General features: G+C 42.9%; 22 protein-coding genes and 1 pseudogene. 4 read left to right on the forward strand and 19 right to left on the reverse strand.

Annotated features, from left to right (window positions below):
• Positions 1–4 precede the first annotated feature (4 nt).
• A complete protein-coding gene (locus J2Z69_RS09490) occupies positions 5–1,060 on the reverse strand; it encodes a FecCD family ABC transporter permease (protein WP_209862615.1) in 1,056 nt (351 codons plus the stop codon).
• Between the two features lie 155 nt (positions 1,061–1,215).
• Between J2Z69_RS09490 and J2Z69_RS09495 the strand changes: the two genes are divergently transcribed.
• A complete protein-coding gene (locus J2Z69_RS09495; protein WP_209861497.1) occupies positions 1,216–1,422 on the forward strand; it encodes a hypothetical protein in 207 nt (68 codons plus the stop codon).
• Between the two features lie 63 nt (positions 1,423–1,485).
• On the opposite strand, the gene J2Z69_RS09500 is transcribed toward J2Z69_RS09495, so the two are convergent.
• The 15 genes from J2Z69_RS09500 to J2Z69_RS09570 form a co-directional block, all read right to left on the reverse strand.
• Positions 1,486–2,844, reverse strand: a complete 1,359-nt coding sequence (locus tag J2Z69_RS09500) for a hemolysin family protein (protein WP_209861499.1) — start codon at positions 2,842–2,844, stop codon at positions 1,486–1,488.
• 215 nt (positions 2,845–3,059) lie between these two features.
• Positions 3,060–3,563 (reverse strand): GNAT family N-acetyltransferase, encoded by a 504-nt coding sequence (locus tag J2Z69_RS09505; RefSeq protein WP_209861501.1) that lies wholly within the window; start codon positions 3,561–3,563, stop codon positions 3,060–3,062.
• 37 nt (positions 3,564–3,600) lie between these two features.
• Positions 3,601–4,158: a GNAT family N-acetyltransferase gene (locus tag J2Z69_RS09510; protein ID WP_209861503.1), complete on the reverse strand. Its 558-nt coding sequence runs from the start codon at positions 4,156–4,158 to the stop codon at positions 3,601–3,603.
• 38 nt (positions 4,159–4,196) lie between these two features.
• Positions 4,197–4,841, reverse strand: coding sequence for an NUDIX hydrolase (locus J2Z69_RS09515; RefSeq protein WP_209861505.1), 645 nt, complete (start codon positions 4,839–4,841; stop codon positions 4,197–4,199).
• A 20-nt stretch (positions 4,842–4,861) separates the two neighbouring features.
• Positions 4,862–5,416, reverse strand: a complete 555-nt coding sequence (locus J2Z69_RS09520; protein WP_209861507.1) for a GNAT family N-acetyltransferase — start codon at positions 5,414–5,416, stop codon at positions 4,862–4,864.
• Between the two features lie 149 nt (positions 5,417–5,565).
• Positions 5,566–8,007 (reverse strand): glycogen/starch/alpha-glucan phosphorylase, encoded by a 2,442-nt coding sequence (locus J2Z69_RS09525; RefSeq protein WP_209861509.1) that lies wholly within the window; start codon positions 8,005–8,007, stop codon positions 5,566–5,568.
• A gap of 32 nt (positions 8,008–8,039) precedes the next feature.
• Positions 8,040–9,143, reverse strand: a complete 1,104-nt coding sequence (gene glgD, locus J2Z69_RS09530) for a glucose-1-phosphate adenylyltransferase subunit GlgD (protein WP_209861510.1) — start codon at positions 9,141–9,143, stop codon at positions 8,040–8,042.
• 13 nt (positions 9,144–9,156) lie between these two features.
• Positions 9,157–10,338, reverse strand: coding sequence for a glucose-1-phosphate adenylyltransferase (locus J2Z69_RS09535; protein WP_281069395.1), 1,182 nt, complete (start codon positions 10,336–10,338; stop codon positions 9,157–9,159).
• Positions 10,339–10,663: 325 nt separating this feature from the next.
• A complete protein-coding gene (locus tag J2Z69_RS09540) occupies positions 10,664–11,593 on the reverse strand; it encodes an NAD(P)/FAD-dependent oxidoreductase (protein ID WP_209861514.1) in 930 nt (309 codons plus the stop codon).
• Between the two features lie 215 nt (positions 11,594–11,808).
• A complete protein-coding gene (locus J2Z69_RS09545; protein WP_209861516.1) occupies positions 11,809–12,603 on the reverse strand; it encodes an ABC transporter ATP-binding protein in 795 nt (264 codons plus the stop codon).
• Positions 12,596–13,516, reverse strand: coding sequence for an ABC transporter permease (locus J2Z69_RS09550; protein WP_209861518.1), 921 nt, complete (start codon positions 13,514–13,516; stop codon positions 12,596–12,598). The genes J2Z69_RS09545 and J2Z69_RS09550 overlap by 8 nt, the downstream gene beginning before the upstream one ends.
• A gap of 93 nt (positions 13,517–13,609) precedes the next feature.
• Entirely contained in the window at positions 13,610–14,635 is a 1,026-nt protein-coding gene (locus J2Z69_RS09555; protein WP_209861519.1) for an ABC transporter substrate-binding protein, read from the reverse strand.
• A 256-nt stretch (positions 14,636–14,891) separates the two neighbouring features.
• The gene (locus J2Z69_RS09560; RefSeq protein WP_209861521.1) at positions 14,892–15,401 is read right to left on the reverse strand and encodes a metallophosphoesterase family protein; all 510 of its coding nucleotides are present in this window, start codon (positions 15,399–15,401) and stop codon (positions 14,892–14,894) included.
• Between the two features lie 11 nt (positions 15,402–15,412).
• Complete coding sequence (locus tag J2Z69_RS09565) at positions 15,413–16,345, reverse strand: DUF7916 family protein (protein ID WP_209861523.1); 933 nt, start codon at positions 16,343–16,345, stop codon at positions 15,413–15,415.
• Between the two features lie 41 nt (positions 16,346–16,386).
• Positions 16,387–18,072: a glycoside hydrolase family 13 protein gene (locus J2Z69_RS09570; protein ID WP_209861525.1), complete on the reverse strand. Its 1,686-nt coding sequence runs from the start codon at positions 18,070–18,072 to the stop codon at positions 16,387–16,389.
• A gap of 202 nt (positions 18,073–18,274) precedes the next feature.
• Here J2Z69_RS09570 and J2Z69_RS09575 point away from each other — a divergent pair, with 202 nt between their 5' ends.
• Entirely contained in the window at positions 18,275–19,501 is a 1,227-nt protein-coding gene (locus tag J2Z69_RS09575; protein WP_245339165.1) for a multidrug effflux MFS transporter, read from the forward strand.
• A gap of 157 nt (positions 19,502–19,658) precedes the next feature.
• On the opposite strand, the gene J2Z69_RS09580 is transcribed toward J2Z69_RS09575, so the two are convergent.
• A complete protein-coding gene (locus J2Z69_RS09580; RefSeq protein ID WP_209861526.1) occupies positions 19,659–20,591 on the reverse strand; it encodes a Gfo/Idh/MocA family protein in 933 nt (310 codons plus the stop codon).
• Positions 20,592–20,774: 183 nt separating this feature from the next.
• Here J2Z69_RS09580 and J2Z69_RS09585 point away from each other — a divergent pair, with 183 nt between their 5' ends.
• The gene (locus J2Z69_RS09585) at positions 20,775–21,224 is read left to right on the forward strand and encodes a GNAT family N-acetyltransferase (RefSeq protein ID WP_209861528.1); all 450 of its coding nucleotides are present in this window, start codon (positions 20,775–20,777) and stop codon (positions 21,222–21,224) included.
• 21 nt (positions 21,225–21,245) lie between these two features.
• Here J2Z69_RS09585 and J2Z69_RS09590 read toward each other — a convergent pair.
• Both J2Z69_RS09590 and J2Z69_RS09595 read right to left on the reverse strand, forming a co-directional pair.
• A pseudogene (locus J2Z69_RS09590) lies at positions 21,246–21,443 on the reverse strand (SDR family oxidoreductase); the annotation flags it as partial.
• A gap of 61 nt (positions 21,444–21,504) precedes the next feature.
• Positions 21,505–22,422 carry an NAD-dependent epimerase/dehydratase family protein gene (locus J2Z69_RS09595; protein ID WP_209861530.1) on the reverse strand — a complete coding sequence of 306 codons (918 nt, stop codon included), beginning with the start codon at positions 22,420–22,422 and terminating at the stop codon, positions 21,505–21,507.
• A gap of 275 nt (positions 22,423–22,697) precedes the next feature.
• Between J2Z69_RS09595 and J2Z69_RS09600 the strand changes: the two genes are divergently transcribed.
• On the forward strand, positions 22,698–24,497 hold the full coding sequence (locus J2Z69_RS09600) for an Ig-like domain-containing protein (RefSeq protein ID WP_209861533.1): 1,800 nt from the start codon (positions 22,698–22,700) through the stop codon (positions 24,495–24,497).
• Positions 24,498–24,622 lie beyond the last annotated feature (125 nt).

Consider the following 24,622-nt stretch of genomic DNA (forward strand, 5'->3'; position numbering starts at 1 on the left):
CGGTTCACTTCATTCCCCTCCCTGACTTGCGGATCATAATGAGGAAGAAAGGAACACCGATCAATGAAATTAAAGCACCCACCGGATTCTCATGCATAGGATTTAAGCTAATTGCCAGAATATCAGCTAACACCATTAGCAGTCCCCCCATTACAGCAGAACAGGGGATAATCCAGCGGTAATCAACACCTACAAGAAAACGGACAATGTGAGGCACCACTAACCCTACAAAAACTACCATCCCCGCAGCAGATACACTAGCTCCTGCAAGAATGAGAACCACAATTATAGCGGCAACTTTTACCCACCCAGATCGCATGCCGAGACCTAAAGCTACTTCTTCCCCGAGACTTAACATGGTGATGGATCTAGCAAGTAGGCATGAACCGACCAATGCTGCGACTACCCAAGGGAACATGACATAGACTTGCGCCCAATTTGTACCCGCTAAGCCACCTGATAACCAGAAAGACAAGTCTTGTCCAATATGAAAATATAAGGCAATTCCTTCACTTAGGGCTACGAATAATGCAGAGACAGCGGCTCCAGACAAAGTAAGCCGAACAGGGCTCAATCCATTTCTAGAAAGTGAACCCACTCCATATACGATAAAGGCTCCTAGACCCGCCCCCATAAAGGTTGCAATTAGAATTCCTGACTTAGATAGGGTAGGAAACAGAGCAAAACAAACAGCTAACGCCAGACCAGCGCCGGCATTGAGGCCAAGTAAACCCGCATCCGCCATAGGATTCCTTGTCATCCCTTGCATGATGGCTCCTGCTACGGCTAGACTAGCTCCTACCATGACCCCAGCCAATGCTCTTGGCATGCGTAATTGCCAAATCACCTGATGATGCTGAATGCTTGGATTAAAATGAAATAGGGCATCCCACACTGTACGTATGGCAATTCCTCTTGAGCCTACAAATATGGATAAAATTACAGCCAGTAGAAGAATTATGCTACCCATGATAAGGATCATCAAGGCTGCTAGAGGCCTACTCTGCTGATCGAGAACTGAAGATTTGAAATCTGTTGAGGAGGCTGACATAACCATCATCCCTTTGTATGTAGGTATAAACAAGCTCTATTCATTGTATTGATAACCATTCTCACAGTCAATGATTTTATCTATATACACCCTCCATTCGTCCAATCCATAATGCCATGAACGTAATATGCTGTGTATTATCCAGTGAGAGGAGCTGATTAAAAATGGCTTTACAACGTAACGGAAACCATTGTAAAAATTCTAAACCTGTTGTGTGTGACCCTAAGGTGATTGTTGAAGATGTGTATGTTCCTGAGATCGTTCCGGTTGTTCATCCTGTTGAGATTGTCCAACGTATTCATTGTGTACCTGTGCCAGTTCATCACGTTGTGGTATGTAAAAGAGTAGAATACTGTGGATTCGACAGATAATTAACTTACAAAAAAGTAGCCATTCTGATGCCTAGAATGGCTACTTTTTATATGTCTAGAAGCTTATTTAGTCGTTTCTTGCTTCACGTGAGCGGCTGATGCTTCTTCATCCTGTTCCTGCTCTATCTTCGTAACATCTACCCACATATGTTGCCCATCCTCCATATCCTTCACTACAAAGAGGTAGTCTCTTTCGGTGAACTGATCTCCTGGCTTTAGATCAAATTTCTTGCTCAGCAACCATCCTCCTAGGGTAAAGGATTCAAGTGTAGCAATACGAATACGTAAGAGATGATTGACTTCCGTTAAATTGATTGTGGAGTGCATGAGATAATGATTATCGGAAAGTTTTTTCACCGATTTGGAAGCGATCGTCTGAATTGGCTGATCATCAATTTCCCCTACAATACTTTCAATGATATCTTCCGTAGTCACAAGACCCGTGGTACCGCCGAATTCATCTTTTAGAACCGTTAGATGAATCCCTTCTTTTTGCATCTTTAATAGAAGATCCTGCGCACGAATGGTATCAATGACTTGAATAATAGGCCGCATAAGAACGGTCACAGGCTGCTGCATATCCAAGGAACGGTGAAGCACCGCCGTAAGAAGTTCCTTCGTGTGCACCATACCCACAATATGATCCTTATCTCCGTCTAAAGTCACCGGATAGCGATCGAACTGATGCTCTTCAATCTGCTCTAAAAAGTCTTGGATCGATTCATCTGTGGAGACTGTCATCATCTGCGTACGTGGAACCATAATCCCTTGCACGGCTAAGCGATCAAGCTCAAAAATATTATTCAAATAACGATACTCGAACTTGTTCAGTTGTCCGCTCTTATACCCTTCTGAGAGAGCTAATCGCAGTTCAGCCTCGGTCTGAACAGATTCATGCGCATTTGCGGGTTTCACACCGAACAGACCTGTTATTAGACGGGAAGACCGACTGAGGAACCAGTTGATGGGATATGTGATCTTATAAAAGATAATTAAAGGTCTGGCAAAAAACATAGCCATAGGCTCTGCTAACTGAATCGCGAATGATTTAGGTACCAGTTCACCGACTACAACCTCAAGGAATGTCAAAATGGCAAAGGCAAGAATAAAGGAAATAATGCCTTCTAAGGACTCTGGCGTATGTATCCATTCAAATACAGGATGCAGAATATGTTCAATCGTATCCTCCCCTAACCAACCTAAAGCTAGTGCAGTTAAGGTATTCCCTAGCTGACAAGCTGACAAATACTCATCGAGCTTCGATAGAATGTCTTGAACGGCTTTGGCTTTCCGATTACCAGCAGATGCTAATTGATCAATTCGCGAAATCCGCACTCGAATGACCGAGTACTCTGAAGCAACAAAAAATGCAGTTAACAAAATTAGAAGTACAATAATAATCAAATTTGTGATATTTCCCATGAGCAGCCCTTCTCCCTATCTTCGGTTAAATAACCTTCTGTATCTTAATCTTTACATCAGAATGAAGAAGTTCAAACATGGAATATTAAAGGCTTGGCTCCACCTGCTAATTTTAATATGGATCAAATCTAAAAAAGCTATCCTTCGATCTTATCGATTAGGATAGCTTAACTAGTTATTTTATAATGAAAGATACTGCAAAATTTCATTCTAAATTAAACAGCTCGCCCAACAATGACTAAATCTCTAGCTACCCCGTCAAGCCTAGCTACCCCAGGCAAATGGCCCCAATTCTGAAAACCATACTTACGAAGTAGGGCAAGACTCGGCTCATTATGAGCGAATACGAAACCTACCAAATTCTCTACACCTAAACTTGGAGCGATCTGAATAGCACGATCTATTAAGATTTTACCAAACCCCTGCCCTCGAAACTTCTCATCAATATATATACTAATCTCTGCTGTACCGTCATAGGCAGGTCTTCCATAGAAAGACTGAAAACTGAGCCATGCTGCTATCTCTTGACCCATGCATAACACCCAGAGGGGTCTGAAATGAGGGGAATGGTCATGAAACCAAGGAATGCGACTGTCTGCCGTGATCGGATCTACATCTGCTGTAACTACTCTACCCGCAATGGTACTATTATAGATTTCTACTATGGCTTCTAAATCCTCAAACTCTGCATCCCTTATACTGTAGGTTATTTCTGTCATCTTCGTTGTGGCCTCCTATAATAATAAAGTCGATAGTTTAATCTATGTTTGGGTTCAACCGTACCATATGAATATGATCTTCCCAATTCCCATGAATTTTCAAATACTTATGCGCTAAGCCCTCCTCATGGAAGCCTAGCTTTTGAACAACACGCAAGGAACCCAAGTTTCTAGGCATAATATTGGCTTCAACCCGGTGCAGTTGAAGTTCTTCAAATGCGTACCTCACTACTTCTTGAATCGCTTCGGTCATATATCCTAAGCCTTCAAAAGACCCGTCTAGGCGATAACCTAAATGGCAGGACAAAAAAGCTCCTCTCACAATATTGCTTAACGTAACTGTACCGATAATAACTTGTGGATCGCTTTTTCGATATATCCATACTTTGAAGAGTTCTCCACGGTTCATCTGCTGCGTATCTTGAAGTAATAATAATCTTTGACTATCTATACTATAAAAAGAAGAATCTCTCAGTACTTCCCACTCGGCTAAAAATTCTCTATTTCTATACAAATAGTCTAGAACTTGACCTGCACGAGAGTCATCTACAACTTGAAGCACTAATCTATCTGTGAAAAGTTCGGTAACATTCATTTTGGATCTCCTTTAGTAGGGGCAAAGTCAATACACTTCTAAATTGAAGGATTCCCTTCTCTCTTAATAGCTTCAAATACAAGATGATAATATTGTTCGGTGTTAGGTGTGAAGTCAGCTATTGTACATGAACGTTGATGTGGCTCTATAGAATGATTCTCCTCATTTAAAAGAATGCCTGTAGCCTCAACCTCTGTCTTTTCGCGTGACAACAACTGCCGAAAATCCTCCACTTGAACCCAATATAACCCCGCCACTTCACTTTGCTGAAAAGTATATTCCATAAGTTCTTGCTCACTATGTACCAGAAAAACATGATAAAACTCTCGATCGATATAGGATTCAGACATTTGACTCTCCATCTTCACGGTACCACAAGGCAGAAGATCTTGAAATACAAAGTGTAGTCCTAGCTCCTCTTCCAGCTCTCTTACCCCATCGGCTGGAGTCTCTCCAGTCAATAGATGACCTGCACAGGAAGTATCTAAGAGCCCGGGATAGGATTCTTTATCACTTGCTCGTAATTGAAATAACATCTCGGGAACTTGCTGTGGACCATACCGAACTACCCAGCAGTGAAAAGTCTGATGCCACAACCCCAACCTGTGGATTTCTTCTCGCGTGGCCGTACCTATACACTCCATCTGTTCATTTAACACATCAATCACTTCATCTTTAGACATGATATTTAATCCTCCTTTGTTCACTCCGAGCTGGACAGGCTTTTGCTGGATGAATAAGCCGCAATATCGTAAATATCTGTCCATCCGTAAGCTTGCTCCGTCACCACATCCTCACCGATCTGAATTTGCTCTTTTGCGATAAATACCGCGCCAAGTTTCTTATAAAACTGAACGGCAGGATTTAATTCCAGCACCCATACCATAAGGGATCCATAATTTTGAGCCATAAATTCCTCGGCAAGCTTCTGCAGCAGAAGGGTCCCTAAACCTCGCCCTTGGTAGTCATCGTCGATATAAAAAGCATATACTTCCGCGCCATATTCAGGATAATGCTCCCGGTTCGGTCCCCCATTAATGAAGCCAACAATATCCCCGTTGTATTCGGCCACGTAGGTACATGCAATATTCACAGGATCAAGAATGCGCTGCCAATTCAACATTTTATCTTCTACATTAATCTCAGACAAATACGCTTGCGATATGATGCCATCATAGGTCACCTGCCAACTATGCACTTGAACTTGGGCGATTCCCGCTGCATCCTCTAATACTGCTTTTCTAATGATGAAATCCACATCTGTCCCCTTCTTCCTTTGTATCTATTGTGTTTCTATTCTATTACAAAGGAGGAAGCTTGCGCTTGATTTTTTGAATGAAAAAAAACCACTCTTGAGGTAGCTCAAAGCTACACACTAGAATGGTACTCAGCTACAGTTAGCATAGCTTATTTCATAATTAGTTCATGAACCGGTCGAATTCTCCAGATCTCCGAAGCGTATTGATCAATCGTGAAATCACTTGCAAAACGTCCAGCATGAGCGATATTCATAATCGATTTATTGAGCCACGCCGCGCGGTCTAGATAAGTCTGCTCCACTTGAAGCTGAGTTGACACATAACTATCGAAATCTTTTAATACAAAATATTCATCGTTATGATTAAGAATGGAGTCATAAATAAGTGCAAAATCTCGATGAGCACTGCTGAAAGGGCCTTCCTGTACTAGATCTTCAAGTACACGTTGAACTCGCGGATCTTGATGATATATTGCTCTAGCATCATAACCACCATGCTGATAATAATCCAGAACCTCATCCGAGCGTAAACCGAAGATGAACATGTTGTCATCACCTAGAGATTCATGCATTTCCACATTCGCCCCATCCATCGTTCCAATAGTTAAGGCTCCGTTCATCATGAACTTCATGTTACCTGTACCGGATGCTTCCTTACTAGCCGTGGAGATCTGCTCACTCAAATCCGCAGCAGGGATGATTTTCTCTGCTAAAGAGACAGAGTAGTTCTCTAGGAACACCACTTTCATCTTATCATTCACCAAAGGATCGTTGTTGACTACGTCAGCTACTACATTAATGAGCTTGATGACACGTTTGGCTAAGTAGTAACTTGGTGCAGCTTTCGCTCCAAATATGAACGTTCTAGGAACCCGATCCATAGAAGGGTTCTCCCGAATCTCATGATACAAATGAATAATATGAAGGACATTAAGTAACTGCCGTTTGTATCCATGAAGACGCTTGACCTGAACATCAAAGATAGAATTCGGGTCGACTTTCACACCGTTCTTTTCTTCAATATATGCTGCTAAGTTTATTTTGTTGTGCTGCTTGATCTGATGAATTTGAGTTTGGAATCCACTATCTGAAGCGTAATCTTGTAGACGAAGCAGATCCGTAGGTTCTGTGATCCACTTGTCACCGATCGTGCTTGAGATCAGCTGTTTCAGCTTTGGATTCGCATGAATTAACCAGCGACGATGTGTTATACCATTCGTTTTATTGTTAAAGCGCTCTGGAAACTGATCATAAAAGGATTTCATTTCTCTTTTTTTCAAGATCTCTGTGTGTAATGCTGCCACTCCATTGACACTATAGCTGCCTACAATGGCTAAATGAGCCATTCTGACTTGATCATTCCCAAGAATAGCCATGTGTGAGACCCGGTCTGTATTCGATGGATCTTCAGCAAGCAACAGACTGCAGAATCTACGGTCGATCTCTTCAATGATCATAAATACGCGAGGTAATAGATCCTTGACCATGCTCGTTGGCCATTTCTCTAAAGCTTCACTAAGCGTTGTATGATTGGTGTAAGAGACTGTACGGTTCGTAATATCCCATGCCTCATCCCAGCTCATCTGCTGCTCATCGATGAGAATTCGCATTAACTCAGGAATAAGTAATGTTGGATGGGTATCATTGATATGAAGCGCTATTTTGTCAGGAAGAGATGTATAAGGCAATCCAAGCTTTTCAAATGTACGTAATATACTTTGTAGACCTGCGGAGCAAAGGAAATACTGTTGTTTTAGACGAAGCAACTTACCTTCATACTGTGAATCATCCGGATAAAGAAATTCAGAGATCGATTCCACGGAACGATTATAGCTTAGAAATTTGTAGTAATCGTCATGCTTAGACGCTACGTTCTTTCTAGTAATCATGGTAGACTCCGCACTCCAAAGTCTTAAGGTATTCACATGATGATGGCCATAGCCGATAACAGGAACGTCATAAGGGACCGCAGATACAGCTTCGTAATCTTGAGTCTCAAATACCCAACGGCCTTCTTCATAACGTGTATCTACACGACCCCAGAAGCGTACCTCTACACTTTTATCGGCGCGTCTTACTTCCCATTCGTTGCCCTTCTGCAGCCAGTAATCAGGTAATTCTACTTGATCGCCATCAATAATTTTTTGTTCGAACAGCCCATACTTGTAACGGATTCCGCAGCCGTGACCTGCATATTGACGGGAAGCTAGGGAATCGAGGAAACAGGCAGCAAGTCTACCCAGTCCCCCATTCCCAAGTCCCGCATCGGACTCCTGTTCTTCAATCTCTTCAAGATTCCATCCCAGCTCACTTAATCCTTCACGAACCATATCGAGAATGCCTAGATTTAGCAAATTGCTCCCCAGAAGACGTCCAATCAGAAATTCCATGGAAAAATAATAGACTTGCTTCTCTTGTTGGAGTTTGTAATTCTGGTTCGTAGCTGCCCAATCTTTGCCTGCATACTCTCGAATAAGACCACTCAATATTTTATACACATCAGCGCCTGTTGCCTCTTCGAGGGGTCTACCTAATTCGCCAATCAGACTTTCGCTAAAGACTTTCTTGAAGCTATCCTTATCCGTAAACAAAGTTGATCCTCCTGTAAGCACATCTGGGTGCTTTAAAGTGTACTACTCTTAGCGATGACGAATGGCCTCTTCACATCGCCTACTAACATGCGATTGGATGGCAAATTCACATCCTTATCCAAGATCACATTCTCAATCACTGCATTTTCTCCAATAACGCATTTTTGCATAATAATGGAATTCGTAATTTTGGCCCCTTTGTGTACGCGAACACCGCGGAATAAAATACTATTCTCTACGGTACCCCCAATAATGCAGCCATTTGCTACAAGGGAATTGCTCACATCCGCACTGTCGAGATACTTCGTTGGTGCCTCATACTTTATTTTCGTATTTACAGAGCGATCTTTGAATAGGCTATTGTAATTTTCTGGGGTTAAAAGATCTAAGCTGTTCTTGTAATAACTCTCTACAGAGTTAATCACAGCATGATACCCTTTGTACTCATAGGCCGCAATCTTGAGCTGATGCTGATTTTTTTGGATTGCATCGCGGAAGAAATAGCTATCCCCATGTGCAATACAGTGTCTGACTTGTTCTAGGAAAAAGCTCTTCTCCATCACGAACATTTCCATATACACATTCGAATGATCTCTCTCATGATGAATACTAGACACGAAACCGTCCTCATTCACATCAAGACGAAGGCAGGGATCGTGTTCAGGTTCAAGCTGTTCCACTTTGGTATAGACCAAGGTCACATCAGCACCTTGCTCTTTGTGATAACGATATACATCGCAGAAATCCACTTTACTGATATGCTGACTTCCAACGTGGAGGACATATTTCGCGGATCCTCTGTTAAAGAAGTCCAAGTTGTTCCGAATGTGTTGTAAATCACCATGCGATGTATCGGATGGATCATTCCAGTCGGGTGGAAGGATGAATAGTCCACCGCGCTTCCGGTCTAGATCCCAAGGTCTACCTTCTCCCAGATGATCCATCAGTGAGCGGAATTTACGTCTAACAAATAGCGAAATATCTTTTACACCCGCATCCGTCATATTCGATAATACAAAATCTATAAGTCTATAACGTCCAGCAAAAGGAACAGCGGCCCCGCAGCGGAAGTACGTAAGTTCATTCAACTGATCCAGTTCATAATCAAGATTAATTACACCCATGAGATCTGACATGGTGCTCACCGTCCTATTTTTCAATTATTGTAGAGATGGTTACAGCTTGTTCTGGCTCTTCTATAAGATCTTCTATACCAATGAGCAAAATCTCATCCGGGTTGCTTCGATCTACACCAATCTCCGTATTGTCTTCAATGACCATATCTTCCTGAATAATGGCTTTGTGAATGCGAACATTTTTGCCAATTTTCACGTTGGGCATGATGACGGAATCTGTAATCTCACTGCCTTCTCCTACTTCAATACCGTAGAACAACACGGAGTGATTCACAGAACCATAGACAACACAACCTTCATTGACTATACTGTTCACAATCTTCGACCCTGGGGCAATGTATTGAGCAGGTTGATTTGGATTTCGGGTATAAATTCGCCATGTTGGATCATTGAGATTTAGCAGTGGCTCATCGGACAACAGATCCATGTTACTTTGCCACAAACTTTGAACTGTACCTACATCTCTCCAATATCCTTCAAATGGGTAGGCGTAGAGAAGTTTTTCATTTTTGAGCATAAGCGGAATAATATCTTTACCGAAGTCAAAAGAAGAATCCGGATTGTGTTCATCTTCATACAAATGTTTTTTGAGCACATCCCATTTGAATAAGTATATTCCCATGGATGCTAGGGTGCTCTTAGGCTGCTCAGGTTTCTCTTCAAATTCATAAATTTTAAGGTCATCTTCTGTGTTCAGAATACCAAAGCGACTAGCCTCTTCCATCGTGACGTTAACCACAGAAATGGTGCAATCTGCATTCTTTTCTTTGTGGTATTCCAGCATTTTGTCATAATCCATCTTGTAAATGTGATCTCCTGAAAGAATAAGAATATGCTCAGGATCGTATTGCTCTAGAAATTTAAGGTTTCTAAAAATAGCGTCAGCCGTGCCACGATACCAACTACTTCCATCTTCGCGCTCATGAGGGGGAAGAACGAATACGCCGCCATCCTTGCGATCCATATCCCAATCACTGCCAACCCCTATGTAGGAATGGAGAACCAAGGGCTCATACTGCGTAAGTACACCTACAGTATCAATCCCTGAATTGGAGCAATTGCTTAACGGGAAATCAATAATGCGATACGTTCCTCCGAAATACACTGCGGGCTTAGCTAGAGTTCGAGTTAGACCTTTCAATCTTTTACCCTGTCCTCCAGCAAGCAGCATAGCCACGACTTCTTTTTTCTTCATCATGATATCCTCCTAAATGGCATGAACACCTATTACTCCTTGACTCGTAGAGCTGGGAAAACGATCCAAATATAACAAAAAGTTAATCCGTATCAGTACTAATTGATCAGATTAACTTTACGTGGATCACCATGTAGTTAGACTTCCTGCTCAACATATATTTAAACAAGAAAACCGCACCATAATCCTGAAGAGCTTGTATATTGTTAAAATAAATCATACCTGAGAACAAGCCTATCTGACAACACTGGATTCTCCATTTTCGAAAAGAGGGCCCTAAAAAATATGGGCAATTACAGAAGAAAATATCTTTCGACGTATCTCCTTAATTTTCGACTTCTTGTTTCTCCTGTTTATTTATAAATAGCAGCTTTTTATGGATCGATATGGCGGCCATGACCCCTTCTCCCATAGCTACGGCGACTTGTTCCGCGTGTACACCCAGATCCCCGGCAATCCATAAATTCTCTACATTGGTCAGCTTCGTCCGCGGATCAGACTCTACATGACGATTATGATGCAGCGTAGCCCCAAGCTGCTCCGCTAGTTCAGAGAACACATGATTCCCACCAAAAGCTATAAAACCTCGCTCCGCAATGATTTCTTCGCCAGAATCCAAGATCACCTTCTCGATGTGCCCATCTTCTTCCACGATCTGTTGGATGGACTTCTTGATATGAGTAATACCTAACTGCTCCATCTTCGCCGTCTTCTGTTCATCCACTTCTGTGTTCTCATGATTGATATAAATGAGTTCAGAGGGACGATCACATAATAGAATAGCCATATCTGCTCCCGTATTGCCAGCTCCTAACATGACGGTCTTACGACTTTGAATTTCATACCCGTCACAATCAGGACAGACATATACGGTTCTACCTAATGTAGGAACAAGACCCGGAATATCTGGGTAACGATCCATTAGCCCTGTGGCTAACAGTAGAGTGCGTGCTTCATAATGTTCGCCTTGCTTATCAAATATTTCAAACCCATATGGAGATTTGGCTGCCCTAGTGATATGTCCAGATTTGAAATGGACGCCTAACGCTTCTGCTTGAGCACGGCCTATCTTCCGAAGCTCCTCTCCCGAAATTCCTTCGGGCCAACCTAATATATTATGATAATTACGGCAGATCGACGACCTTCCCGCACCTGAATCAATCACAAGGACTTCATGTCCGGAATATCTTCCCAACTGCACCGCAGCTTGTAATCCTGCAATGCCCCCACCCACAATAATGGTATCCAATTTCATAATCGTGCCTCCTAGGCAAAAGTACTAATAAAAGTGTTACATCATACATTACACGTCTCCTTTAATTTCAAACGAATTTCTATAGGTTTTCCAGATTCTAACGTTTATATTTCATTTAGATGTAATTTTGAATATAAAACAAGTTTGTTTTTGAATACAAAAAAAATGCCCCCAGCAAAAGCAAGGAACATCTTTTTGTATACTAATTATACTTTTCAACCAAGTACCATACGATCATCCGCTAAAGTATGACCGCTAATTCGCTCGAATTCGCCTAGAAGACCTGCCACGCTCAAATCTTGTTTGCGATTTTCTTTGACGTCTAAAATGATTTTGCCTTTATCCATCATGATGAGTCGATTGCCAAGACGTATCGCTTGTTCCATGTTATGGGTAACCATCAGCGTAGTAAGCTTTTTCTCCCGAACAATGCGTTCCGTAAGACGAGTAATGAGTTCCGCACGGGAAGGGTCTAATGCAGCCGTATGCTCATCTAGCAACAAAATCTGAGGGTTCGTGAACGTAGCCATTAACAAACTCAGTGCTTGCCGTTCTCCTCCCGAAAGAAGTCCCACTTTGGCATTCATCCGATGCTCAAGTCCTATGCCTAAGTGTTCCAATTCACTCTGAAAAAGCTGTCTTTTCTTACGGTTCACCGCGAACATAAGCCCTCTATGCTGCCCCCGTAGTGAAGCCATCGCCAAATTTTCCTCTATGGTCATCCGCGGTGCTGTTCCCGCCATCGGATCTTGAAAGACACGACCGACCCAGCGGCTTCTTCTATGCTCAGATACCGTATTTACAGGCTGTCCATCAATATGAATGTCCCCTGTATCTGGCCTATATACTCCGGAGATCAAATTCATCAGTGTGGACTTTCCAGCACCATTACTTCCGATGACGGTGACAAAGTCACCAGCTTTCATATCCAAATTTGCTCCTACTAGAGCAATCTTTTCGTCCGCTGTACCCGGATTGAACAGCTTGGAGACATGTTGAAGTCTAAGCATCTGCAGTTCCTCCTACACTAGGCTTACTAGGGGCTACACTCAGTTCACGAGATCTTCTTTGAGCGAGTCTCTTCTGACGGGTTGCTCTGCGTGCAGAAGGAATGACAAGCGCTAGTATAACGATAGCAGCCGTGATGATTTTGATATCGGATACTTCTAGGAACTCTACGCGTAACGCCAAAGCAACCACGATTCGATACACAACCGAACCTACGATGACCGATAGTGTAGCCCAAAATACCGTCCGCGCACCTAAAATTGCCTCTCCAATAATGACAGATGCCAGACCAATTACAATGATCCCAATTCCGGACGTAATATCAGCAAAACCCGTTTGTTGAGAGATCAAGGCACCAGATAGTGCTACTAAGCCGTTAGACAGAGCAATGCCAAGTATCGTCGTAGTATCTGTGTTCGCCCCAAAGCTACGAATCATTTTAGCATTATCCCCGGTAGCTCTAAGCGCAAGCCCAAGATCTGTATGCAAGAAAGCATCCATGGCTAATTTAATGAATAACACCATAACCGGGATAAGTATCCAAGGACTCATAAAGGTAAATAACGTATCTTGATCGAGTATGGACACATTTGGACTTCCTAAAATCCGCATATTAATAGAGTACAGAGCAATCATCATCAAAATACCCGATAAAAGGCCATTAATTTTCCCCTTAGTATGCAACAATCCTGTACATGCGCCTGCGAGTGCTCCACCTGCAAAAGCTGCGATGATGCTTAGCCAAGGAGAATACCCATGAGCGATCATCACCGTTCCAATGGCCCCACCTGTAGTAAAGCTACCGTCTGCGGTCAAATCAGGAAAGTCTAAAATTCGAAACGTAATATATACACCTAGAGCCATTAATGCATAAATCAATCCTGATTGTACTGCCCCAAATAGTGAATCAATCATGTATTGTTCCCTCCTGATCGTCCAAAGGGACGGCCCTTGGCCTGGCCGCCCCTTCTGGTTTCCTTAATATGCTAAAATTATCTCTTATTTTTTTTACTCAATGATGTTAGTTTTTTGATCCTTCACTGCACTCTTCATCGCATCCGTTACTTCAATACCTTGCGCTTTAGCTGCTTTGAGGTTCATTATGAAATCAAGCTTTTCAGGGACCGTTACTTTGAGATCGCTTGGCTTTTTGCCATTCTTTAAAATCTCGACCGCCATTTGTCCAACTTGGTAGCCGTGATCATAATATTTAAAACCAACAGTAGCAAAAGCTCCTTTTTCTACTGTATCGCGGTCACTTGCGAAGAAAGGAATATGCTTCGCATTTGCTACGGAAATGACGCTATTCACACCTTCTACCACGGTATTATCAAGAGTTACATATAGTGCATCTGCACGTCCCACGAGGGATTCTGCTGCTTGCTTAACCTCAGACGTATTCGTGACGGGAGCTTGAATGACTTTAATATTGTGGGTGCCAAAAGCTTCCTCTGCATGCTTTGCCATAGTTACTGCGTTAGATTCTCCGGTGTTCAGCACAATACCCACCGTCTTGACCTTAGGGAAGTTAGCAGCGATAAATTCAGCTAACTTCGAGACAGCTTCTGGGTTCATATCAGAAGCCCCTGTGATATTGCCTTCAGGCTTGTCCAAATCTTTAATTAGTTTGGCTCCAAGCGGATCGCTAACCCCAGCGAAAAGAATCGGTGTTTCCGTCACTTGTTTCTTAATGACTAGAGCCGTCGGGGTAGTAATCGCAAGAACCAAATCATCTTTATCCCCTTGAATTTTCTGAGCTATCGATAAATTGTTCGTCTGATCCCCTTGCGCATTGTTCACATCTAACTTCAGGTTCGTGCCTTCCGTGATTCCATTGTCTTTGAGAGCTGCCAAAAATCCATTTCGTATCGCATCCAAAGATGGATGTTCCACAATCTGTGATACCGCAATCTTGTAAGTTTTCTTCTCTGGGCTTGAATTTCCTGAACTTTGCTTCTCTGTTGTAGAACACCCTGCTGCTGTAAGTACTAATACCGCTGACAATACCAATGATCCCCATAGACGTTTTCTCATTTCAAGCAAGGCCCCCTCTACATCTCTCAAATTAAATCCGGTTCTGGCAAATCGCTTTAAAGCATTGGTAGATCAATGAGTTAAAGCGAAAAGCTGCAATTGAACGCTGTTCTATACCCGGACTTCGTAATCCTAATATAAATGGCGTGTCGATATCCGTCAATCAAAAAATAGGTAAAAATAAACAAAAAAAGCCTGATTTCTCAGGCTTCATGTCGTATATTAATTTACATTTATTACTATAATGGATTCGCCTTCAGTCATCTTTTCGATCGTAAAAGAAGTGATGTGCACGCATTTCATCTCCATAGATCTCCAAGATGCCAGCAGAAAATTTAGGCTCACGCCGTTTGTCCGCCGCTGATCCTGGATTGAATAGAAGAATACCGTCTACCTGCTTCAGTAAGGGCTGATGCGAGTGCCCGAAGAGTATCGCGTCCACCTGATCTTGCTTGAAAGCAAGTCTCGCTTTGTCCTCTGTGCTTCTTCCTGCAAAAGGAAGATGTCCATGAACAAGCCCTACTTTTTTGGAACCAAGCGTTAGAATTTTGCGCTGTCCAAACTTTGTTATGATGTCTTCGGGATCATTATTACCAGCAATACCGTCTACAGGAGCTATCTGTGACAACATATGATAGACATCCAGCGTGACCCAATCGCCCAAATGTAATATTAAATCAACCCCTTGAAAATGCTGAACAATGGCAGACGGAAGCTTCTTGGCGGATCTAGGCATATGCGTGTCCGAAATAATTCCAAGCTTCATGGTACATCCTCCTATCTTGTGGGAGATACGGCCATACGAATGTAAGTATGACGCCTGCCTCTTACAGCGATGGACAAGGCTTGAATATTCTCAGGTACAGCCATACCTCCAAACCCTGCGTCACCGATATGAAAAACATCAACGCCAGCCCTTTTTGCACTTAAAGCAATCGATCGAATCGTTCCTTCATCGGCTCCTTCTTGGCTTGTCCCAATTGCCGCTAACGTAAGCGCTCCCTTTTCTTTGACAGCCATGACGATCTGTGCCAGATCCCGTTCACGTACACCCGGTACGGTGCCTGGAGCGGGTAATAAAATAATATCTGCTCCGGCTTCAACGAATTTCAGCGCTGTATCGACATCCACGACTTTTCCTCTTGTTCCCGCGGCATGCATTTTCCCCGCTATAACCAGACCTCCAAAATGTTCATTTGCCAGCACAATCGCTTGTTCAATTTGCTCATTCGTTACGCCCGTCTTCGGATTGCCCGTCAAACAGACGAAATCGAAACCAAGCTCTTTGGCCTTAGCTAAGGATCTCGAAGTAGCTCGGCGACCTTCAGGTAAGTTGAACAACGTCTCTACTGCATCCACATCATTATCTACAGGCTCTAAATTCACACCAATAGGTAGTCCTGTTAGGGTTTTAAGCGTCTTTACAACGGATTCATCGATAAGAGGACCTTCATCTCCATCTGGACGAAAAGCATCGCCCGCTACAACTCCCTTTACGTGGGGATGGAATACATCAAATAAATTAAGTAGTATTAGATCCGCACCAAAAGCCTTAGCAAGCTCTGCATTGGACAGCTCTGGCAGCAAAGATAGCGTCACTACGTTCTCGGAAAGTATGGTGCGGCCTTCCGTAGCAAAAATGGACTGCTTGAGTTCTTCTCTAGTTATGTTACGAAAATCTGAAGCACGACAATCAAGAATACGTTTCACAAGTTGCACCTCCTTATGATATTCATATATGGTAACACACGCTAAGACATTAAATACACTCTGGCCTCATATGGACGAAGTACCAATTCGCTAGTATTCTCATCTTTTAGAGGAGCGTAGTTAGAAATTAGTAAAACTGCCCCCTCCATCACGATAGATTTAGGAGCTTTGAAGACGGGCTCACGACCGTAGAAATTTAAGATCACAAGAATTGTTCCCTCATTACTGGTTCGAGTATAAGCATAAATATCAGGATCATCCGGAAGAAGTAGATGATATTCACCGTAGACAAGAATAGGATGTTCTTTACGTAACTTAATCATCTCTTTGTAATAATTATAGATGGAATCAGGATCTTTTACAGCATTCGCCGCATTCACTTCCATATAGTTGGAATTGACATCGATCCATGGTGTTCCAGATGTAAATCCAGCATGATCTGTATTGTCCCATTGCATTGGAGTACGGGCATTATCTCGGCTTTTGCGCCGAACGGCCTTCATGACTTCTTCTTCAGGAATGCCTTGATCTCGCTTCTCATGGTAGAAGTTCAGTGTCTCGACATCGCGGTAGTCATCGATGGAATCAAAAGCTGGATTGGTCATTCCGATCTCTTCACCTTGATAAATATAAGGTGTTCCTTCAAGTGTAAGTAAAAATGTTGCAAGCATCTTGGCAGAGGGTATTCGGCACTGAAGATCGTTCCCGAATCTCGATACGGACCTAGGCTGATCATGATTCCCTAGATAATTGGCATTCCAACCTTTATCATGAAGGACGGTTTGCCACTGGCTCATAACTTTTTTGAGATCCAAGAGGCTCCAAGATTTGATATCCCACTTGCCACTACCTGGGGAAGCAGCATCTAAGTACATATGCTCGAACTGGAAGACCATATTGAGTTCCCGGCGCGTATCACCTACATATTCCAGCGCTTTTTCTGGTCCAAGGCCTGACGTCTCGCCTACCGTCATAATGTCATAATAATATAAGACACGATCATTCAGGTTCTGAAGTAGAGTATGTACACGTTTTAAATTAGAAAACAGTTGATAAGCCCTTACTGTGGGAAGCTTATTTGGGTTATCTCCATCGGGCAACCCTTGCGCTTTTACGATGTGCGCCACGGCATCAAATCGAAACCCATCCACACCTTTTTTGAGCCACCACGCTACCATCTCATGTAGCTCATCTACAACCCGCTCATTGTCCCAATTCAAATCGGGCTGCTGCTTGGCATAGAGATGCATATAATATTCACCTGTAGACGCATCATACTCCCATACAGAACCGCTGAAATAAGATTCCCAATTATTGGGGGGACCTCCGTTCTTACCTTTGCGCCATATGTAATAATCCCGCTTAGGGTTATCCACAGAAGATTTCGATTCAATGAACCAGGGATGATCACTCGAAGTATGATTTAGGACTAGATCCATCATGAGCTTCATACCTCGGCTGTGAATCTCCCTAAGCAAACGATCAAAGTCCTCCATCGTACCGAACTGAGGCTGAATAGCACAATAGTCACTAATATCATAGCCGTTATCATGATTTGGTGATTGATAGATCGGACAAATCCAGATCACATCCACACCTAATTCTTTAATATAATCCAATTTGGACATAATTCCTTTTAGGTCCCCGATTCCATCTCCATTCGCATCTTTGAAGCTACTCGGATAAATTTGATACACGACACTTTCTTTCCACCATTTCGCCTTCATTCTTGCTTCCACCTTCCTGACTAATGACCTAGCCCTCAACATTATTAAACCTTATGTACCATTCATGAATACTGGACCCTTCTTAAATTTTGCGAAGGAAGACTCATTTTTTATATGCTTAACCTTTCCGTTCTATAGTATAATAGTCAGGTTACACAAAATCGTTACATTGATATCTGCTTGAAAGGACAGTGAAGGCATCTTGAATGAAGCAACGACGTTTAAAAATAAACCTGTAATTCAATTAACGAAATTCCGAAGATTATGGATTGCTATTCTTTTAGGTTCATTATCGGCTTTTGGACCGTTGTCCATTGATATGTATCTGCCATCTTTGCCGAAATTAACCGCTGACCTTGGTACCAGTGAATCCTTAACTCAGTTTACGCTTACTGCTTTTTTGCTAGGACTTGCCTTAGGGCAACTTGTGGTTGGACCTCTTAGTGATATTAAAGGTAGACGCTCTCCCTTAATTATTTCCTTGATTCTATACGCTGTATCATCGCTCTTATGTGCTTTTGCCCCAACCATTGAGACATTAGTCGCCCTCAGATTTATACAAGGGTTATCTGGAGCGGCAGGCATTGTTCTATCCAAAGCTGTAGTCCGTGACTTATATTCAGGAACAGAACTGACGAAATTTTTCTCCTTATTAATGCTTATTAATGGAGCGGCTCCCATTCTTGCTCCCCTTATTGGTGGACAATTACTTAGAATTTTTCCATGGCGGGGCGTCTTTGTTGTATTGTTCGCAGTAGGTGTGCTTATGTTACTTCTTGTCATCCTGGGTCTCCCAGAGACTTTGCCAAAGCACCTTCGAGTAGCTGGAGGGTGGAAGCAGACTATGACTACCTTTGGCCGCCTAATTCGTAACCGTGTTTTTATGGGCTATACTTTGGCACAAGGATTAATATCTGCGGCTATGTTTGCTTATATTTCTGGGTCATCTTTTGTTATGCAAAACGTATATGGCGTCACCCCTCAAGTCTACAGTCTGATCTTTGCAGTGAACGGGATTGGTATTATATTCGCTAGTCAATTGACAGGACGCTTAGCGGGACGTGTACGCGAAAAGACCCTGTTCGTTACGGGGCTGATTATTGCAGGGGTGGGTTCTACTGTATTGTTGATCGACATTATATTTACCTCTCATATTCTTGGGGTATTGATTCCTTTGTTCTTCGTCATCGCCTCCGTAGGGATGGTTGGAACTTCTGGCTTCCCTTTGGCTATGCGAGATCAACAAGATGCGGCGGGAAGCGCTTCCGCTCTGCTTGGCTTATTGCCGTTCATCTTAGGCGCAGCCTGTGCTCCACTAGTTGGAATTGGTGGAGGTGGAAGTGCTCTCCCCATGGGGATTGTAATGATAACTGCCAATCTGTTGGGTATTTTGGGCTATTACTTGTTGGTGCATAGGGCTCGTCATTAGAGTGTGTAGAATGGATAAAAGTACTGTGTTTTTAAAATAAAAGGTGTCATTCTTATCCTCTTGAAAGAGAATAGGAACGACACCTTTTATTTTAGTGTAACTATTGTAATTTGATAAAGATGGAGTCAAAGCACAAGCGTAGCATCCAAGAAGCGGACTACTCGGCTTCCTTCCATGTAGCAGCGCCTTGTGCATACAACTGACCTAGTACCTGCTCACATAATTTGTGGGTCTCTAGCGCATCTTGAGCTGTCACGGACGGCTTGCGATTTTCTTTAACCGAGGAAATAAATTCTTCAATAATTTGGTGGAACCCTCGCCGATACAATATGGGATCCCAATCTTTGAATCCTAAATGAACTTCTTTTCCATCCTGCATATGAATGGCCGTATTCAAATTCTGTGTAATCCATTTGTTACCCGGTGTCATCACTTCTAAAATCTCTTCGGCTGTCCCGCTATCTCGGTTCATACTCCCTACAACCGAGAAGGATTCGCCATCCAGCTGAAGCATGACATGATAGAGTTGTCCTCCTTCGATATAAGAAGTTACTTTCACACTATGGATAGGACCTGAAGCTAAGAAGCGAAGCGTGTCCACTACATGAATGAAATCATCCATAACAAAGCGGCGTGCAAAGTCTGGATGGTGCAGTCGGTTTTTTTGTAAAAAAATAAGTCTGCGCGGCTCCTTCTCTTTCATCTCGGCCACTAAGGGCGCGAACCTACGATTGAACCCAACCATTAGAATAAGATTTCTCGCTTCCGCTAATTCAACTAACGCTCTTGATTCTTCTAAAGTGTAAGCAATTGGCTTATCTACGTAGACATGAACGCCCGCCTCAAGTAATTGTCTGACTATAATTCCATGCGATTCTGTAGCGGTATGTACAAATGCCGCATTTATATTGAGAGCAATCAGGTCTTCTACTTGCGTGACCCGCTGCGTAATTCGATATTTGTTGCTTAAGGCATGAAGAGTATCTGCATTTCGCGTACATAACACAATCTCGATGTCTTCTCTAGCCGTAATTACGGGCAAGTATGCTTTTTGAGCGATATCCCCAAGGCCAATGATTCCTATCTTCATCCTAATGATTCCTCCTCTGTATGCATTCTCTTTTATAATAAAAGAAGTGTGTGTATGGATAATTGTAACATGCCACTTAGAGTAGGCAGAACTCGAATAGAATAATCCATCTATTATAAAATAGAGTACAATATAGAATTAATATAGAATTAAAATAGACTACAATTCTAGGAGGCCGTAATTATGGAATTTAGATTTGCTATAGAAGATGATGTTCCCGAAATCGTACGCTTATTAGCTGATGATGAATTAGGCCTGACCCGTGAAAGATATGAATCTCCTTTGCCCGAGGTATACATCCAAGCTTTTCGAGAGATTCAAGCCCAAGCAGGGAACTCCATCCTTCTTGCTCTAGAGGATGCTCAGATAATCGGCTGTCTTCAGCTTACCATCATTCCCGGGCTAGGTTGGCAAGGCCGCAAAAGTGCTCAAATTGAAGGAGTACGTATCGACAGCCGTTACCGCAGTAAGGGATACGGCGAAGCGATGATTCAACACACGGCACAGATTGCCAGAGCACAAGGATGCACTGTACTTCAACTCACTACCGTTCATATTCGCACTGATGCGCAGCGTTTCTATACACGCAATGGATTTGTTGCGACCCATGTGGGCATGAAAATGGAGCTTTGAACCCGCTGCCACCATCTGAGACTATTCTTCGTAGATCATTTTACGAGTCATGCCCCAATCAATGATTAGATTTGTGCCGGTGACAAATGTATTCTCTAGATCCGTCAGATATAGACACGCCTTAGCTATATCCTCAGGGCGACCTACTCTCCCCGCAGAATGCTGCTCATGTTCTTCTGCCTTAAGTCCTGCATAATCTTTGGTTGCTATCCATCCTGGACAGTCTCTTCTTGCACATCGCCTACGACAACGCTGGCGCCATGTTTTGCAAAGACTTGAGCTACTCTTTTACCCATTCCATCCGCTGCTCCATTTCATACCATATATTCTGAGTAAGGATAGGAAGCCAATCCGCGAGGTGACTGAATTTAAAACCGGCTTGTGACGCTTTTGTAGTATCCATCACCCAATTATCCGGTATACCAAAAGGAGAGGCATCCTCATTCTTGAATTCGTTGGTAATTTTAGCTTGTATGTGTGCGATTCTCTCCACCTGAGATAGTATCTCTCGGATGGACATCTGTCCTTGAGCACTTGCATTTACAGGCCCGACCACTTGAATTGACTGTGGGTTACCGAGCCATCTCAAGAACGAAGCGACCTCTTCTGCATGAATAAAAGACATGTGCGCATCCAAGTTCGGAATTCCAATCGGGAGCCCTCGTTGCACGCGTTCCACATGCCAATGTAGTCTCCGAGTGTAATCATCTGGACCTAGCACAATAGGAATTCTCGTTGCAGTGAAAGCGAAGTCAGCTCGCTGAGCAAATACAGCTTCGGCTTGGCGTTTTCCTTCTTGATAACTGAACTGATCTTTGTCACCCATTTGAATGGGATACGAGTAAGGGTCGAATCTATCTTCTCTCAATAGTTCTTGTTCGGGATCATACACGGACAAGGTAGAGGTCAAGATATAACGAATAGGTTGGCTTTGAAAAGCTTTGACCGAAGCTAGCGCCTCATTGGAAGAGTAACAGATATTGTCATATACGCAATCCCATTTCTCAAGCTGTGCCACACGCTTTATATCTTCAGGCCGAGTACGATCTATGATGACATGCTTAATGGAAGGCCCAATATCCGGTATATTATGTCCCCGTGTCGCCACTGTGATTTCATGACTACCTTCCTGCTGCAGTAGTTCTACTAATCTTTTTCCGAAAAACCGAGTTCCTCCAAGTATCAATATCTTCCCCATAAAGCTCCCTCATTTCTATTTTATAATCAACAGGTACTCATCCTTTGTATCCATCTATTATATCTTTGCCTATTTTGTGAGTACAACTTCCTATAGGAAAAATATGAATTTAGAGGGATATCTAAATGAGAGCCCTTCCCTAATAATGATTGCATGTGCTGGACTTTCGTTTATATATTATTAATCAACATTTCTCTCTCTATTTCGCAATCATTCCTCTTACATGAACGATTCTCTACCATCTGAACAATGAATTGAAGGGAGTGTCATCTTATTTGTTAAAACGCCATTTGCAAAAGTCGATCTATGTGGTTGCAAGCCTGCTCGTAAGTTCGGTTCTTGGTGCCGACATTACTCATGCCGAAGTGAATCAAAGTTCCGCTATCGTAGAGTGGTCTCAGCACTACGCAGGTCCGAACAGTATTTCATCTGGAAGAAGTATTAATCCCACCTCCGATGGAGGCTATATCGCGGCAGGAGATGTGGAAGATCGCAGTTCATCGGGGTCGGGGCTTCAGAAGGGCTATGTTATTAAGACAGATGCGGCGGGAATCAAGCAATGGGAACAAAAGCTAGGATTCTATTACGCCGAATATACCTACGGTTACCGGGCAAGTCAGACTCAAGATGGCGGATATATTGTCAGTGGATCAACTTCCACTACGGGCGGGCGACCACATAATGAGATTTATCTAGCTAAGCTTGATGCAAACGGTAAGCTAGCATGGGAAAAAAATTATGGAGATGGCTATACAAATGAATATGGGGAAGCGGTGGCAGAAGCGCCTGATGGAGGCTTTGTCGTTACCGGATATAGCGTTACCTCTTCTGGGGAAGCTCCTGCCTATGTACTAAAGACAGATGCTTCTGGCAAACAACTGTGGTATAAAAAGTTCACTTTTGGCGATAATCAATACTTTTCTGATGTTATTGTGACACCTGATGGGAATACCTTAGTCGTAGGCACCGTAAACTCTGTATTCGGACCGAGTGACGACGATGCTTCGGTTGCTATACTCCTTAACAATCAAGGGGAAGCGATCTGGACAAGAACGTATACCGATCCACTCTCACGTCGCAGTGCGTTTTCTATTGCAAGCACTCCAGAAGGTGGATATATTTTAGCAAGCCGCAAACAAGATGGAGAAGAAGAATTAAATGTGCTATCAAAGCTTGATACTGAGGGCAAAGTAACATGGGAGAAAAGCTATAACCCTACACCAGATCGTGAAGTTTTCACTAAAGTATCACCTACTCCTGCCGGCTACGCATTAATTGGTCAGAATGTAAAAGGAAATTATCCTGAAGAAGAAGGTAGCTATGAAGTGCTTGAGATAAATAAACAAGGGGAAGCTATCCGGAATGTTGTCTTTGGAGGCCCTCACATTGCAGAGGTAGGAAAAGGGGTCGTCACAAACGATGGTAGCTTCATCATTCCTTCTCAGATTACGAGTGACAATCAGACTAGACTGGAATTAGTTAAACTCTCTGGTCGAGAAACTACTCCTCCTGCCGCAAATCCACTGAAGGAGATCCATTTCTCCACGAATGAGGTCAGGCTTCAATCCGGTGAACATCTAGCTCTTTCTGTGCAAGGCATATTTAAAGATGGGACCACAACCGATGTCTCTAAAAAGGTCCAGTATCATTCCATCGATCCTACCATCGCTACGGTAGATGCCACGGGACAAGTTACAGCCATCAAAGCTGGGAATGCTGAAGTGACAGCTTCTTACCAAGGACTTGAGGCGCGAATACAAATTAAAGTTGCTGACCCTGAACCTAAGCAGGGCTCAGTATATCTTGACTCCGATGAATATTCGCTCAGCGCAGGAACTTCACTGGACACACTAGTCTTCTACAAATCACCAGATGGCAAAGTCCATGATGTCACTAGACAGTCCACTTTTAAAAGTAGTAATGAGAACGTTGCCGTATATGATTCTGAAGGGAACATCATCGGAATTCATGCCGGTACTGCTCATGTGACAGCTACCTACCAAGGTCTTGCTGGCAGTGCATCCGTTCAAGTTGTTCGTTCTTTTGTGCCTAAATCTCTGGATCTTTCAGAATAGGGCGAAATTTATACTTTCGAGCATGAAAATAAGGTCCCTGTAACCATGTCTATGGTTGGAGGGATTTTATTTTTGCGCGAATAAACTAATGATTTCCCCATGTCTCTAGCCCCAGTTCTATATGT

Origin of the sequence: Paenibacillus shirakamiensis (assembly GCF_017874255.1) — a bacterium.
Taxonomy (GTDB): domain Bacteria; phylum Bacillota; class Bacilli; order Paenibacillales; family Paenibacillaceae; genus Fontibacillus; species Fontibacillus shirakamiensis.